This is a genomic window from Roseovarius conchicola (assembly GCF_041403425.1).
Taxonomy (GTDB): Bacteria; Pseudomonadota; Alphaproteobacteria; order Rhodobacterales; family Rhodobacteraceae; genus Roseovarius; species Roseovarius conchicola.
On record NZ_JBGEHK010000005.1, the window covers coordinates 342,580 to 356,696 of the forward strand.

Annotated in this window: 11 protein-coding genes; 5 read left to right on the forward strand and 6 right to left on the reverse strand. The window is 58.5% G+C overall.

Annotation, left to right across the window (positions count from 1 at the left end; translation table 11 throughout):
• Nucleotides 1-3 precede the first annotated feature (3 nt).
• The 3 genes from V6N02_RS16150 to V6N02_RS16160 all read left to right on the forward strand — a co-directional run bounded on the left by V6N02_RS16150 (nucleotide 4) and on the right by V6N02_RS16160 (nucleotide 6,256).
• Nucleotides 4-4,005, forward strand: coding sequence for a baseplate multidomain protein megatron (locus V6N02_RS16150; protein WP_371227070.1), 4,002 nt, complete (start codon nucleotides 4-6; stop codon nucleotides 4,003-4,005).
• A gap of 117 nt (nucleotides 4,006-4,122) precedes the next feature.
• On the forward strand, nucleotides 4,123-5,925 hold the full coding sequence (locus V6N02_RS16155) for a Na/Pi cotransporter family protein (RefSeq protein WP_371227072.1): 1,803 nt from the start codon (nucleotides 4,123-4,125) through the stop codon (nucleotides 5,923-5,925).
• An 82-nt stretch (nucleotides 5,926-6,007) separates the two neighbouring features.
• Entirely contained in the window at nucleotides 6,008-6,256 is a 249-nt protein-coding gene (locus V6N02_RS16160) for a hypothetical protein (protein ID WP_371227074.1), read from the forward strand.
• Between the two features lie 15 nt (nucleotides 6,257-6,271).
• On the opposite strand, the gene V6N02_RS16165 is transcribed toward V6N02_RS16160, so the two are convergent.
• Nucleotides 6,272-6,610, reverse strand: a complete 339-nt coding sequence (locus V6N02_RS16165) for a TraR/DksA family transcriptional regulator (RefSeq protein WP_371227076.1) — start codon at nucleotides 6,608-6,610, stop codon at nucleotides 6,272-6,274.
• A gap of 85 nt (nucleotides 6,611-6,695) precedes the next feature.
• Here V6N02_RS16165 and cysE point away from each other — a divergent pair, with 85 nt between their 5' ends.
• Complete coding sequence (gene cysE, locus V6N02_RS16170; protein ID WP_371227078.1) at nucleotides 6,696-7,517, forward strand: serine O-acetyltransferase; 822 nt, start codon at nucleotides 6,696-6,698, stop codon at nucleotides 7,515-7,517.
• On the opposite strand, the gene V6N02_RS16175 is transcribed toward cysE, so the two are convergent.
• The 5 genes from V6N02_RS16175 to V6N02_RS16195 all read right to left on the reverse strand — a co-directional run bounded on the left by V6N02_RS16175 (nucleotide 7,514) and on the right by V6N02_RS16195 (nucleotide 13,527).
• On the reverse strand, nucleotides 7,514-7,810 hold the full coding sequence (locus V6N02_RS16175) for a CBU_0592 family membrane protein (RefSeq protein WP_371227080.1): 297 nt from the start codon (nucleotides 7,808-7,810) through the stop codon (nucleotides 7,514-7,516). The genes cysE and V6N02_RS16175 overlap by 4 nt on opposite strands.
• Nucleotides 7,811-7,991: 181 nt before the next feature.
• A complete protein-coding gene (locus tag V6N02_RS16180) occupies nucleotides 7,992-9,293 on the reverse strand; it encodes a pyruvate dehydrogenase complex dihydrolipoamide acetyltransferase (RefSeq protein ID WP_371227082.1) in 1,302 nt (433 codons plus the stop codon).
• A gap of 12 nt (nucleotides 9,294-9,305) precedes the next feature.
• A complete protein-coding gene (locus V6N02_RS16185; RefSeq protein WP_371227084.1) occupies nucleotides 9,306-10,673 on the reverse strand; it encodes a pyruvate dehydrogenase complex E1 component subunit beta in 1,368 nt (455 codons plus the stop codon).
• A gap of 27 nt (nucleotides 10,674-10,700) precedes the next feature.
• Entirely contained in the window at nucleotides 10,701-11,696 is a 996-nt protein-coding gene (gene pdhA, locus V6N02_RS16190) for a pyruvate dehydrogenase (acetyl-transferring) E1 component subunit alpha (protein WP_371227086.1), read from the reverse strand.
• Nucleotides 11,697-11,901: 205 nt separating this feature from the next.
• Nucleotides 11,902-13,527 carry an acyl-CoA dehydrogenase family protein gene (locus tag V6N02_RS16195; RefSeq protein WP_371227088.1) on the reverse strand — a complete coding sequence of 542 codons (1,626 nt, stop codon included), beginning with the start codon at nucleotides 13,525-13,527 and terminating at the stop codon, nucleotides 11,902-11,904.
• A 157-nt stretch (nucleotides 13,528-13,684) separates the two neighbouring features.
• On the opposite strand from V6N02_RS16195, the gene V6N02_RS16200 reads away from it, so the two are divergent.
• Nucleotides 13,685-13,960: an FtsB family cell division protein gene (locus V6N02_RS16200; RefSeq protein ID WP_371227091.1), complete on the forward strand. Its 276-nt coding sequence runs from the start codon at nucleotides 13,685-13,687 to the stop codon at nucleotides 13,958-13,960.
• Nucleotides 13,961-14,117 lie beyond the last annotated feature (157 nt).

A 14,117-nucleotide genomic window follows, 5' to 3' on the forward strand; every position in this document is an offset into this window, starting at 1 on the left:
ACTATGGCAACGGTACTTCTTTCAGCGGCAGGGGCCGCGATTGGTGGTTCGGTCGGGGGCACGGTCATGGGGCTTTCCATGGCGGCTGCGGGGCGGTTTGCCGGCGCAGTCATCGGCAAGACCATTGACCAGCGCCTGATGGGGCAGGGCTCGGATATTGTCGAGCAGGGCCGGGTTGAGCGGCTGCGCCTGACCGGTGCGGGCGAGGGCGACGGGATGGCCCAGGTGTTTGGCAAGATGCGCACCTCGGGCCAGGTGATCTGGGCCACTGAATTCACCGAGAATGTCACGGTGTCGGGCGGCGGTGGCAAAGGTGCGCCAAGTGCGCCCAAGACTGCGACATATGACTATTCCGTGAGCGTTGCTATTGCCCTTTGCGAAGGCGAGATCACCCATGTGGGACGTGTATGGGCAGATGGGGACGAAATTGCGCGCGATGATCTGGTCATGCGCGTCTATCGCGGGACGCCTGACCAACAGCCTGATCCAAAGATGGAAGCCGTCGAGGGGCCGGGTGCCGTACCGGCCTATCGAGGGACGGCCTATGTGGTGATCGAGGAACTGGCACTGGGTCAGTTCGGCAACCGCGTTCCGCAATTCACCTTCGAGGTCTGTCGTCCGTCCCAGCCTTGGCAGGAGGGAGTAGAACTGGATCCAGCCTTTGGCGTGCGTGGCGTTGCGATGCTCCCTGGTAGTGGCGAATACGCGCTGGCCACCAGCCTGGTGACTAAGGTTTTCGGCCCCGGATCTGTGGCGCTCGCCAACGTGAATTCGCCGTCGGCAAAATCTGATTTCTCAACGTCTCTGGATCAGATGACGGGCGAGTTGACCGGCTGTGAGAGCACGTCGTTGGTTGTCAGTTGGTTTGGTGATGATTTGCGGGCGGGTGAGTGCACCTTGCGTCCAAAAGTGGAACAGAGCGAATTTGATTCGTCGAACATGCCTTGGCAGGTTAATGGACTGAACCGCCAGACCGCCTTGGGTGTGCCGCGCAATGTCGACGATCAACCTGTTTACGGTGGCACACCTTGTGACCAGTCAGTGATCGAGGCGATTGAGGCGCTGATCGCGGCTGGACAATCGGTACTTTACTACCCGTTTATCCTGATGGACCAGTTGGCGGGTAACGGGCTGGGCGATCCTTACAGCGACGCAGAAGATCAGCCAGCGCTGCCATGGCGCGGTCGGATCACAACATCGAAGGCACCCGGCCAACCCGGCAGCCCCGATGGAACAGCTGCGGCCGAGGCCGAAGTCGCTGCGTTTTTTGGCACTGCGGTGGCCAGTGACTTTCAGATACTGGGATCGGGCCAAAACATCGGCGCATCGGTGGGATTTTATGACCTTGCTGGCTTTACCGGTACTCAGAGGATCAGTCCGGTGGTCTACTCTGGCCCTGAAGATGATTGGGGGTATCGGCGTTTCATCCTGCACCAAGCAGCACTGTGTGCGGCTGCTGGCGGGGTCGAGGCCATTTGTATCGGCTCCGAAATGCGGGGCCTCACCCAGATTAGGGGCGAAAACAACAGCTTTCCGGCAGTTGCACAGTTAACTGATCTGGCGAGTGAAGTGCGTCAGATCGTTGGTCCTGGCGTCAAGATCAGCTATGCGGCTGACTGGTCCGAGTATTTTGGCTATCTGCCGCAAGACGGCAGTGGAGACCGGTTTTTTCACCTCGACTCGCTATGGGCAGATTCCAATATCGATTTCATCGCTATCGACAACTACATGCCTCTGAGCGATTGGCGCGATGAAGCAGGGCATGCAGACGAGGCCTGGGGCTCGATCTATAATCTGGACTATCTCAAGTCCAACATCATAGGCGGGGAGGGGTATGATTGGTTCTATCATTCCCCCGAAGCCCGCGAAGCCCAGATTCGCACGCCGATCACCGATGAAGAACACAACGAGCCTTGGGTTTGGCGCTATAAAGATGTGCGCAGCTGGTGGTTGAACGTTCACCACGAACGCATTGGGGGAGTGCGCCAGGCGAACTCGACGGCCTGGGTGGCGCAATCCAAACCGATACGCTTTGCCGAGTACGGCTGTGCCGCGATCGACAAGGGCACCAATCAGCCCAATAAGTTTCTCGACCCGAAGTCATCGGAATCCCAACTGCCCTATTTCTCAAACGGGCGGCAGGACGAGTTGATGCAGAGGCAGTATCTGCGGGCGATGATCTCGTATTGGACAGATCCGGCGAATAACCCCGTCTCGGAAGAGTATGAGGGTCCGATGCTTGAGTTTAATCGCTCATGTGTGTGGGCCTGGGACGCGCGGCCCTATCCATGGTTTCCCAACAATCGGGGATTGTGGAGCGATGGCGATAACTATGGCCGGGGTCACTGGTTGACGGGTCGCGCCTCGGCGCGGTCATTGGCCTCGGTTGTCGACGAGATATGCCATCGCTCGGGCGTGACGCATTATGATGTCGACACACTTTATGGTCATGTGCGCGGCTATGGGATCGAAGATGTCTCGGAAGGGCGTTCGGCCTTGCAACCCTTGATGTTGCGTTATGGGTTTGATGCGGTCGACCGGGCCGGGATGCTGACCTTTCGGTTGCGTGACGGTCTGCTGGATCAGGAAATCGATCCCGAGTGGCTGGTGCGCGACGGCGAAAACAACGCGGTGGTCGAGGAAACGCGGGCCAGCGCTGTCGAACTGGCAGGTCGGGTCCGATTGCGATTTGTAGAATCCAATGGCGATTACGAGGTGATTGCCGAGGAGGCGATATTGCCGGACGAGACAATGCAGACAGTCTCGGTGTCCGAGTTGCCGATTTCGATGACCCGTGCTGAAGGGCGACAAACCGTTGAACGGTGGCTCTCGGAATCGCGTGTGGCACGGGATACCGCGCGACTGACTCTGCCACCCTCGATGATGTCACGCGGGGCAGGCGACGTGATCTCATTGCCCGAAGAAGGTGGACGCGGGTTGTACCGGATTGATCGCACCGAGCAGATGGGCTTGTCCCAGAAGGTCGAAGCCGTGCGCATTGAACCTGAAACCTATGTGCCGATTGATATCGGTGAAATCCGCTCGGATGTGACGGCCTTCGGGGTGCCGGTGCCGGTGACGCCCTTGTTTCTGGATCTGCCGTTGATGACTGGCCAGGAGGTGCCTCATGCGCCGCATGTGGCAGTGACGGCTGACCCCTGGCCGGGTTCTGCCGCAGTTTATTCATCTTCGAATGACACCAACTATTTCCTGAATGCGCTGGTGCAGGTTCAGACGCCAATCGGGGTGACAGAGACACCATTGAGCCCGGCGCCGAGCGGGCTTTATGATCGGGGAGCGCCTGTGCGCGTCCGGATGTTGAACGGGCAACTGGAAAGTGTCGAAGAGCTGGCCATGCTGGGTGGTGCCAACTTATGTGCAATCGGGGATGGTACGCCCGACGGCTGGGAGCTGTTTCAGTTTCAGACCGCCGAACTGGTGGGCGCGCGCACCTATTTGCTCAGTCACCGCTTGCGTGGACAGGCGGGCACGGAAACTGCGCAGACCGGAGAATGGCCCGCTGGTTCGTTGGTGGTGCGTCTGAACGGGACACCGCAACAAATCGATCTGAAAGAAAGCGAGTTGGGATTGGAGCGTTTCTATCGCATCGGCCCGGGTGATCGTTTCTATTCCGATCCGTCCTATCAAAGCGTGATGCAAAGCTTTGATGGTATTGGCCTGCGCCCCTACGCGCCTGTGCATCTGCGAACTCGGTCGACAGATACAGGCGATATCGAGGTCAGTTGGGTCCGGCGAACCCGGGTGGACGGTGATCGTTGGGATCGCCCCGAAGTCCCGCTGGGTGAAGAAAGCGAAAGCTATCTCGTGCGGGTTTCGCAAAATAGCACAGTGGTGCGCGAAGAGATCATAAACCAGCCCTTCTGGACCTATGGCGCTGCCGAGAGGGCCGCCGATGGGCTGGCGGGGTTTTACCAGATTGAGGCCGCACAGATATCGGCCAGCTTTGGGACAGGTCCCTTTACGCAGGTTGTGTTGGCAGCGTAACACACCACAGTTGATGACGCTGACAAAGGGGCTGGGCGCATTGCGTCTGGCCTTTTTTCTTTTCTGCTCGTCGGCCCTTGTGACAAGCCGGTGAAACACTGATAACGTACTAGAATAATGACGATTTCGCCCAAGACACTCATCCTGCCCGTCGTCATCGCTTTGTTGATTGGCGGTTTCTGGGTCAGCCCGGAGTTTCAGGAGATCGCAGCAGGTGTCGCGATCTTCCTGTTTGGCATGTTGATGCTGGAGGATGGATTTCGGCTGTTCAGTGGTGGTTTTCTTGAGCGGATATTGGAGCGCGCCACCCGATCTATCCCGCGCTCGTTAGCCTTCGGCGTCGTAACCACCACCATCATGCAATCCAGTTCACTTGTCTCGGTGATCACGATCTCCTTTCTCAGCGCCGGCCTGATCTCTCTTATCGCGGGGGTCGGGATCATTTTCGGAGCCAATCTGGGGACCACGACCGGTGCGTGGCTGGTGGCTGGATTCGGGATGAAGGTGAACATCTCGGCTTACGCGATGCCGCTTCTTGCCGTTGGCATTATTTTCGTCTTTCAGACTTCGAAATACCTGCGCGGTACGGGCTATGTCCTTGCCGGGCTTGGGTTCCTGTTTCTTGGTATCCACCACATGAAAGAAGGGTTTGAGACCTTCAAGGACACGATTGATCTGACGCAATTCGCTCTCGGGGGGCTTGCCGGTCTGATCATTTACACGCTGATCGGCACCTTCGCGACTGTGGTCATGCAATCCAGCCATGCCACCATGGTGCTGACCATTTCGGCGCTGGCGGCCGGGCAGATCACCTATGAAAACGCCCTTGCGTTGGCCATCGGGGCGAATGTGGGCACCACGATCACGGCGATCATCGGCTCTTTGACCGCGAATTATCAGGGCAAGCGGTTGGCTTTGGCGCATCTGGTGTTCAACATTGCCACGGCTGCGGTGGCGTTGGTGCTGATCAGCCCGTTGCGTGATGCAGTGGATATGATCAGCCACTGGGTTGGGATTGATGCGGATGATTTCACCCTCAAGCTGGCGGTGTTTCACACGATTTTTAACGCTCTCGGGATCACCTTGATGTTACCGCTGATGCGTCGACTGATCGCGTTGATCGAGCGGACCATCCGAGAACCCGTGCGCGACCTCAGTCAACCGAAGTTCCTGAACGAAGCCGTTGATGAGTTTCCCGCAACCATTGAAGTTGCCATGCAAAAAGAAGTTCTTCACCTCTACGAAAACGCGGTCGAGTTGATCACGCATGGGCTGAACCTGCATCGGAAAGACCTGTTCGAGGCCAAGGACATTGAAGCCATGGTCAAAGCCAGCCGCAGCGAAATCGATTTCGACATCGACGAAAGATATGAGCAGCGTGTCAAAACGCTTTACTCCGCGATCGTCGAGTTCGCGACCAGGGCCACCGGTCGAGAGCTGCCCCCGGACGTGGTCGCGCGGGTGTACCAACTTCGCGATGTTTCCGAGCGGATCGTGCGCGCCGTCAAGGCCACGAAGCACCTTCGTCGCAACGCCACGCGCTATACCCAGACCCAGCACGGGGCCATCACCGATCTTTATAACGGTTTGCGAACCCAGATCGCCCGCATTCTGGTCGAGATCAACCGGCTGGAACTGGCTGACCCGGAAAGCCGTAGCCGCCTGTGGCTGGATGATGAACTGGTGGTGATCGAGGCCGAGTATCGCAAGACCAATGCCATTATCGAGACCATGATCCGCGAGGAGAAAGTAACCGCTTCGGTGGCCACGTCTTTCCTGAACGATTCGAACTATGCCTACAAAGTCATGCGTGAATTGCTGGAGGCTGCCCGCGATTACTATGCTGCCCGGGACAGCGCCTTGTCCGAGGTCGAACAAATTCTGGCGATGGAAGAGGATGATGAAGAAACTGTCACATAACTTTCATATCCATGTGTCAACTACGTAATTCTCAAACCGATGCGGACCGGGCGCCGCACCGCCAAATCAAAGGTTGCTCCCCATGGGCCTAAGTAAGATCGCCGAAAAGCTGGATGACCACTATGACCGTGTGAAGGCGGGCAAAGCGGCCAAGATCAAGCCGCGCGATGTAGAAAAGGCCATCGCCAAACTGGAATCCCGCGAGCGGGCCCTGCTGGTCGACCTCGAAGAGACAGAGAAAGCGTCCAAGATAGAGCGTTTGAAGAAAAAGCTGGACACGACGCGGGATATGATTTCACGGGCCAAGTGGCTTTTGGAAGAGGTCAGTTAACCGGAAAGGGCGTGGTCACCCTCTGGCGCATTGAATGCACTTGGTGGCCGCCGGGTTCAGATCTAGCCGGGCAGGGGCAATGTCATCGCCACAGTCTTCGCAAAATCCGTATTCTCCTTCATCCATCCGGGTGAGGGCGGCTTGCAATTGGCTTCTTTCTGCCTGACGGCGGGTGGAGTTGGCCTTGGCCATCGCCTGATTTTGTAGGGCGTCCATCCGGCTGAGACGCCCGACGGCCTGCTGATCCAACTCAACCGTGGCTTGGCCGGCCTCGCCCAGCCTGTCTTCCTCCTCCAGAGCCGCCAGGCGTGCGGCAATCAGCCCGCGCTTTTTTTCGATCTCAGCCTTATTCATGCCGGTTATCTCCGCTATCACCGCTTTGCATTTTACGTCCCAACTCTATCTGGTATAGTCAAGGAATGCACAAAGGAGCATGACCATGGCCGAGAAACGCGCAAAACTGACCGAGCTTGATCCGGTCTGGGCAATGATTCGTGAGGAATCTCATGATGTTATCGCTGACGAGCCGCTTTTGGGCGGGCTGGTCCATTCCTCGGTTCTGCACCACAAGAGCTTTGAATCCGCGCTGGCGTATCGCATTTCGCTCAAGCTGGCCTCGGCTGAAATGCCCGAGCAGATACTGCGTGAAATTTGCGATGAAGCCCACGCCGCCGATCCCGAATTGGCGATTGCAGCGCGCGCCGATATCGTTGCGGTACGTGATCGTGACCCGGCCTGCCACCGGTTTGTTCAGCCTTTGCTGTTCTTCAAAGGGTTTCAGGCGGTGCAGGCCTATCGCGTTGCCAACTGGCTGTGGAACAGCGGCCGCCAGGACATGGCGCGATTCTTCCAGATGCGCGCCTCCGAGGCTTTCGGCGTGGATATTCATCCCGGTGCACGTATCGGTAAGGGCATCATGATCGACCATGCCCATTCCATCGTGATCGGTGAAACTGCCGTGGTGGGCGATAACGTTTCCATGCTGCATTCCGTCACCCTTGGCGGAACCGGGAAGGAAGAAGAAGATCGTCACCCCAAGATCGGCGATGGTGTTCTGATCGGGGCCGGGGCCAAGGTTCTGGGCAATATCAAGGTCGGCTATTGCAGCCGGATCGCAGCAGGGTCCGTTGTGCTGGAAGAGGTGCCGCCGTGTAAGACCGTGGCTGGTATTCCTGCTAAGGTCGTCGGAGAAGCGGGCTGCGAACAACCTTCCATGACGATGGACCAACTGCTGCAGTCCTGCCCCGGCAGTACCTCTTAAACGGCGCGTGGGCGGTTTGACCGCCACGCCCGCATTCGCAGCAGAATTCCCCCCAGCGCCATGACCAGATAGAATATCTGGATCAACGCCGCGCTCAGGTTGAAGTCGGTGAACAAAGAGATCATCACACAGCTTGAAGCTGCAAGGATCAGGCAGAAATAGGTAGGCTGCGTGCTGTTCAGCCGCCCTGTGCAGAGCAGGAAAAACCCGATCACGTAAATGCAGACACCGATCAGGCCGACGGCCCGGCAAAGAAAAGGAAGTTCGAAGTAAGCGGGGTCAATGAGTGGCATTATAATCGTCCTTGAAAAAGTGAGTGGTCGTTAAAAAAGAGAGCAGTCAAAAATGATCTGGGAAAATTCTGCGCCGAGCTTGGAAAATGGCCAAGTCTGGAAAACCTGACCTGGCGTCAACGTAAAAACGCCGCCCCCGGATTAGAGGGGCGGCGTGAAAGACTTGGAAAGGTATCGGCGCTTAGGCCAGCATCACCATCGGGTTTTCAAGGTTCTCTTTGATTGCGGTCAGGAATTGTGCGCCAAGCGCCCCGTCGATCACCCGGTGATCCACAGACAAGGTCACCGACATCACCGTGGCCACGGTCAGTTCGCCATCTGCACCCACAACCGGCTTTTTCACACCGGCCCCGACGGCCAGAATCGACCCATGCGGTGGATTGATCACCGCATCGAAATTGTCGATCCCGAACATGCCCAAGTTGGAAATGGCAAAGCTGCCGCCCTGATATTCATGCGGGGCCAGTTTGCGATCCCGGGCGCGGGTGGCAAGGTCTTTCATCTCGGCAGAAAGCGCCGACAGGGATTTCAGATGCGCATCTTTCAGGACTGGGGTGAACAGACCGCCTTCGATGGCCACGGCCACGGCAACATCCGAGGGCGTCAGTTTCAGCATCCGGTCGCCTGCCCAGACGGCGTTGGCATCGGGCACCTCTTGCAGGGCCAGGGCACAAGCCTTGATGATGAAATCGTTAACCGACAGTTTCACCTCTTTGGCTTCTAGCTGTTTGTTCAGCTGGCTGCGGAATTTCATCAGTGCATCCAACTGGATATCCCGGCGCAGATAGAAATGCGGTATGGTCTGTTTGGCCTCGCCCAGTCGGGCGGCAATGGTCTTGCGCATGCCATCAAGCGCAATTTCCTCGTACTCGCGGCCTTCATACATCGCAGCCACGGCACTGGCCGATGGCCCTGTGGGCGCGGTGGTCGGTGCAGAGGCCGCAGGCGCAGGAGCGGCTGCAGCGGCGGGGGCCGAAGCACCGGGTTGCGCGCCCTCAACATCGGCTTTCACGATCCGCCCATGCGGACCTGACCCTGACAAGGATGCCAGATCAACACCTTTTTGTTCAGCAATCCGGCGCGCAAGCGGCGATGCAAAAATGCGCTCCCCCGAGGCACGGGCCGGTGCGGCAGGAGCCGGCGATGCCGCCGCGGGGGCAGGGGTTTCTTCAGCCGCCTCAGCAGCAGGAGCCGCCGCTGCCGGCCCCGCGCTGATGTCGCCGATGTCATCGGCGCTTTCGCCGTCTTCCAACAGTACCGCGATGGGTGAATTCACCTTCACCGCCTCTGTCCCTTCCGGAACGAGAATCTTGCCGATCACACCTTCATCAACCGCCTCGAACTCCATCGTGGCCTTGTCGGTTTCGATCTCGGCCAGCAGGTCACCGGACGAGACGGTATCGCCCTCTTTGACAAGCCATTTGGCCAGGGTGCCTTCCTCCATGGTGGGGGACAAGGCGGGCATCAGAATTTCAGTAGGCATCGCTTTGTCTCCTTACCGGTAGGTCACTTGCTTGACCGCGTCGAGCACTTCGGCCGTCGAGGTCAGGGCCAGTTTCTCAAGGTTTGCGGCATAGGGCATGGGTACATCCTTGCCGGTGCAGTTGATCACCGGTGCATCAAGGTAATCAAAGGCGCGCTCCATCAAGGTTGCCGAGATATGGTTGCCGATCGAGGCCACGGGCCAGCCTTCTTCCACGGTCACGCAGCGGTTGGTTTTCATCACCGATGCAATCACCGTGTCGTAATCAACCGGGCGCAGGGTGCGCAGGTCGATCACCTCGGCCGAGACACCCTCTTCGGCCAGCTTGTCAGCGGCTTCCAGCGCATAGGTCATGCCGATGCCAAAGCTGACAATCGTCACATCATCGCCGCTGCGGTGAATGCGGGCCTTGCCGAAGGGAATGGTGAAATCGTCGATCATCGGCACCTCGAAGGATTTGCCGTACATGATCTCATTCTCAAGAAAGATCACAGGGTTGGGATCGCGAATGGCCGACTTCAGCAGGCCTTTGGCATCAGCGGCCGAATAGGGCTGCACCACTTTCAGGCCGGGCACCTGGGCGTACCACGCGGCGTAATCCTGGCTGTGCTGAGCACCCACGCGCGCGGCGGCACCATTGGGCCCCCGGAACACGATGGGACAGCCCAACTGCCCGCCAGACATGTAGTTGGTCTTGGCGGCCGAGTTGATGATCTGGTCAATTGCCTGCATGGCGAAATTCCATGTCATGAACTCGACAATCGGTTTCAACCCGCCCCAGGCGGCGCCGACACCGATCCCGGCAAAGCCATGTTCGGTGATCGGCGTGTCGATCACGCGTTTGGCACCAAATTCGTCCAGCAGGTTCTGGGTGATCTTGTAGGCACCCTGATACTCGGCCACTTCCTCGCCCATGACAAAGACACTTTCATCAGCGCGCATTTCTTCGGCCATGGCGGTGTTCAGAGCTTCGCGTACGGTCATCGACTTCATCTCGGTGCCCTCGGGCCAGTCTGGGCTGGTATCGGGGGCAGGGGCCGCGGGGGCCGCTGTGGCGGCAGCCACCGGAGCAGCGGCAACAGGCGCTTCGGCCGCGGCCGGGGCGCTGGCGGCGCTTGTGATATCATCTGCGCTTTCACCATCTTCCAGCATCACCGCGATGGGCGTGTTCACGCGCACCCCTTCGGTGCCTTCTGCGACCAGAATCTTGCCGATGGTGCCTTCATCCACCGCTTCAAATTCCATCGTGGCCTTATCGGTTTCGATCTCGGCCAGAATATCACCTGACGATACGGTATCGCCTTCTTTGACCAGCCATTTCGCCAGTGTGCCTTCTTCCATCGTCGGCGACAGGGCGGGCATCAGAACTTCTGTTGGCATTTCAATTTCTCCTGATAACTCTGTCGCTTAAGCGTCTACGTAGACATCTGTCCACAGTTCATCTGTGGCCGGTTCCGGGCTTTCCTTGGCAAATTCTGCCGAGGCGTTGACGATGTTCTTGATCTCTTTGTCGATCGCCTTGAGGTCATCCTCGGAAGCGTGTTTGCCGGTCAGAAGCAGATCGCGCACATGTTCGATCGCGTCTTTTTCCTCGCGCATCTTCTGCACTTCTTCGCGGGTGCGATATTTGGCGGGATCCGACATCGAGTGACCGCGGTAGCGATAGGTCATGACTTCCAGAATGTAGGGGCCTTTGCCAGCCCGGCAGTGTGCCACGGCCTTTTCACCAGCAGCCTTCACGGCCAGTACATCCATACCATCGACCGCTTCGCCGGGGATGCCGAATGCTGCACCGCGATGATAGATATCGGGTGACGAGGTCGACCGTTTCTGTGCGGTGCCCATAGCATATTGGTTGTTCTCGATCACGAAGATCACCGGCAATTCCCACAGGGCCGACATGTTGAAAGTTTCATAGACCTGGCCCTGGTTGGCCGCGCCATCGCCGAAATAGGTGAAAGTAACGTTGTCATTGCCGTTATACTTGTCGGCAAAGGCAAGGCCTGCACCAAGCGGAACGTTTGCCCCGACAATGCCGTGACCACCGTAGAAATGCTTCTCCTTCGAGAACATATGCATTGATCCGCCTTTGCCGCGCGAGTAGCCGCCTTCGCGGCCGGTCAGCTCGGCCATGACGCCGTTGGGGTCCATGCCGCAGGCCAGCATGTGACCGTGGTCGCGGTAGGTGGTGATGCGTTTGTCGCCCTCTTTCGCGGCTGCTTCCAATCCGACCACAACGGCCTCCTGACCGATGTAAAGGTGGCAGAATCCCCCGATCAGGCCCATACCATAAAGCTGGCCCGCCTTCTCCTCGAATCGGCGAATAAGCAGCATCTCGCGATAAAACTCCGTCAGTTCATCGCCTGAAACATTTGATTTCTTTGTTGTTTTGCGCGCGGCCATGGTCCGGGACCTCCCTCGTTTCGCAAATAGTTTAGCGTTAAACTATCTAATACATGATCCATCGCGATCTGGCGAGTGCGAAATTGACGCGGGGGAACAAATGACCACTCGCCCGCATTCTTCTGGCCAAAAATATCCTGGGGAGTTTGAGGGGCAGCGCCCCTCATTCAAAACAAATGTTTTGCAACGCAGTTGCGCATTTCGGTCAAACCCCGCCTAGCCGCGTCAGAATGCCATCCTGATCCAGCCCGCCAATGGCGCCTGCCACGCGACCCCGCTGTCCGGCCAGCCGTGTGGCGATGTATCCCTCGGACACCGCCGCAGGGGCAGTGCGGATCAAGACAGATGCGGTCAGCAACGTCGCCAGGCTCTCGACATACCACCGCGCTTCGCCCTCGGCGGGCAGGGACGGGAAGCGTTGAATATGGGCCTGCAAGGCCGCATCAAACCGGCGATACTGCCCCGCAACCGCGCCCAGTTCCTCGCTGAGGGCGTCGCCCGCTGCTGGCAGGGTTTTCAGGGTCCGCAGGATGTCGAGGCATATTACGTTGCCCGATCCTTCCCAGATCGAATTCAGCGGCGCCTCACGATAAAGCAGGGGCAAGCCGGTCTCTTCGACATAACCGATACCGCCCATGGCCTCCATCGCCTCGTACACCAGCCCGGGGCACAGTTTGTTGCCGAGGAACTTGGCCAGCCCAACACCCAGCCGGGCAAAGGCGCGATCCCGCTCGCTGGTGCCGTCAAAGGCGCGCGCCACATGCAGCCCCAGCGCCAGCGTGCCTTCCCAATCCAAGGTCAGGTCGGCCAGCACGGCCCGCATCAGGGGTTGATCAATCAGCTGGGCTTCAAAAGCACTACGGTGGCTGGCCCAGTGATGCGCATGACCCAAAGCCGCCCGCATCAGCCCGGCGGGGGCCATCGCCGTGTCCAGCCTTGTGTGATGCACCATCTCGAGGATCGTCGCGATCCCGCGGCCTTCTTCGCCAAGGCGCAGCGCGTATGTGTCGTCGAACTCGATCTCGGATGAGGCGTTGGCGCGATTGCCCAGCTTATCCTTGAGCCGCTGGATATGGATCGCATTACGCTCGCCCTCAAGCCAGCGGGGCACCAGGAAACAGGTCAATCCACCATCCGATTGCGCCAGTGTCAGAAACCCGTCTGACATCGGGGCCGAACAAAACCATTTGTGCCCGCGCAGCCGATACCCTTCGCCATCCGTCTCGGCCCGCGTGGTCGTGGCACGCAGGTCCGATCCCCCCTGTTTCTCGGTCATCGCCATGCCCAGTGTCGCACCGGGTTTGCGGCCCAACGGTTTGGGCGCACCGTCATAGACCCGCGCGGTCAGCTTGGGCACCCACTTGGAAAACAACTGGGGATCAGCCTTCAGCGCAGGCACTGCGGCGTAGGTCATGGTCATCGGACAACACACGCCCGGTTCAATCTGACTGGTCAGATAAACCATCGCGGCATGGGTTGCGTGGCCACCGGGCCGCCCTTCCCACGGGATTGCCGAGTAGCCTGCGGTGATCCCAGCACTCAGCAATTGGTGATAGGCAGGGTGAAAGCGCACCTCGTCCAGGCGTCGCCCGGCGCTGTCATGGCTGATCAACTCGGGGATATGACGATTGGCATCGCGGGCGGCCTCCTGCATCTGTTGGGTACCGATCGTCTGACCATAGCCTGACAGGTGGTCGGCCTCGGCCCCTGCATGCGCTGCGTGATCCTGCAACGCCGGGTCATCGCCCCAAAGGTCCAGATCGCCGCGCGCAGGTGGCTGGTTGGTCACTTTATGGGTGGCCAGTTGATTGCGCGGTGCACTGTGTGGCATCTGAGACTCTCCTTAGGCGAGATATCGTACCGCGCTTCGGGTTTCGGGCGAAAGGGGATTCACAAAGCGAATCACCTGTGCCATGGTGATTTTCGACCGCCCGAAAGAGGTGGCTTAAGAGGCAGACATCGTGAGACGTATCCGCAAACCACCCGCTTTGGGTATTTTGGTATATTCCGCCGTGGTCTTTGGCCTGGGCGTTTACTTTACCTTTGCCGCCGTGCAGGGGGATTTCGGCCTGTTCCAACGCGCCGAGATCGAGGCCGAAACCCGTGGGTTGCAGGCACAGTTGGATCAGCTGAACGTCCAGGTGGTCCGGATGGAAAACCTGACCCGGCGGCTGTCGGATACTTATCTGGATATCGATCTGCTGGACCAGCAGGCGCGTGATGTGCTGGGAATGCTGCGCAGCGACGAGATTGTCATTCGCTGATCGATTGCCGTCTCGGCAACTGGTTCGTGACTGCCAAATAGACACCTCGGAAAAGATGGCAGGAGATTGCTCTTTGGCGGAGTCCGAAGGGACCGTGCGAAGTGTCTCACCCTTACAGTGTCAACAAAAGAACGTTTTGAGATTAAGCTAGGTCACA

Bases quoted from the DNA above. Each gene is read 5' to 3' on its own strand.
- V6N02_RS16180 (WP_371227082.1), bottom strand. From the start codon at position 9,293: ATGCCTACTGAAATTCTGATGCCCGCCTTGTCCCCCACCATGGAGGAA.
- cysE (WP_371227078.1), top strand. From the start codon at position 6,696: ATGGCCGAGAAACGCGCAAAACTGACCGAGCTTGATCCGGTCTGGGCA.
- V6N02_RS16165 (WP_371227076.1), bottom strand. From the start codon at position 6,610: ATGAATAAGGCTGAGATCGAAAAAAAGCGCGGGCTGATTGCCGCACGC.
- V6N02_RS16185 (WP_371227084.1), bottom strand. From the start codon at position 10,673: ATGCCAACAGAAGTTCTGATGCCCGCCCTGTCGCCGACGATGGAAGAA.
- V6N02_RS16195 (WP_371227088.1), bottom strand. From the start codon at position 13,527: ATGCCACACAGTGCACCGCGCAATCAACTGGCCACCCATAAAGTGACC.
- V6N02_RS16175 (WP_371227080.1), bottom strand. From the start codon at position 7,810: ATGCCACTCATTGACCCCGCTTACTTCGAACTTCCTTTTCTTTGCCGG.
- V6N02_RS16150 (WP_371227070.1), top strand. From the start codon at position 4: ATGGCAACGGTACTTCTTTCAGCGGCAGGGGCCGCGATTGGTGGTTCG.
- pdhA (WP_371227086.1), bottom strand. From the start codon at position 11,696: ATGGCCGCGCGCAAAACAACAAAGAAATCAAATGTTTCAGGCGATGAA.
- V6N02_RS16160 (WP_371227074.1), top strand. From the start codon at position 6,008: ATGGGCCTAAGTAAGATCGCCGAAAAGCTGGATGACCACTATGACCGT.
- V6N02_RS16155 (WP_371227072.1), top strand. From the start codon at position 4,123: ATGACGATTTCGCCCAAGACACTCATCCTGCCCGTCGTCATCGCTTTG.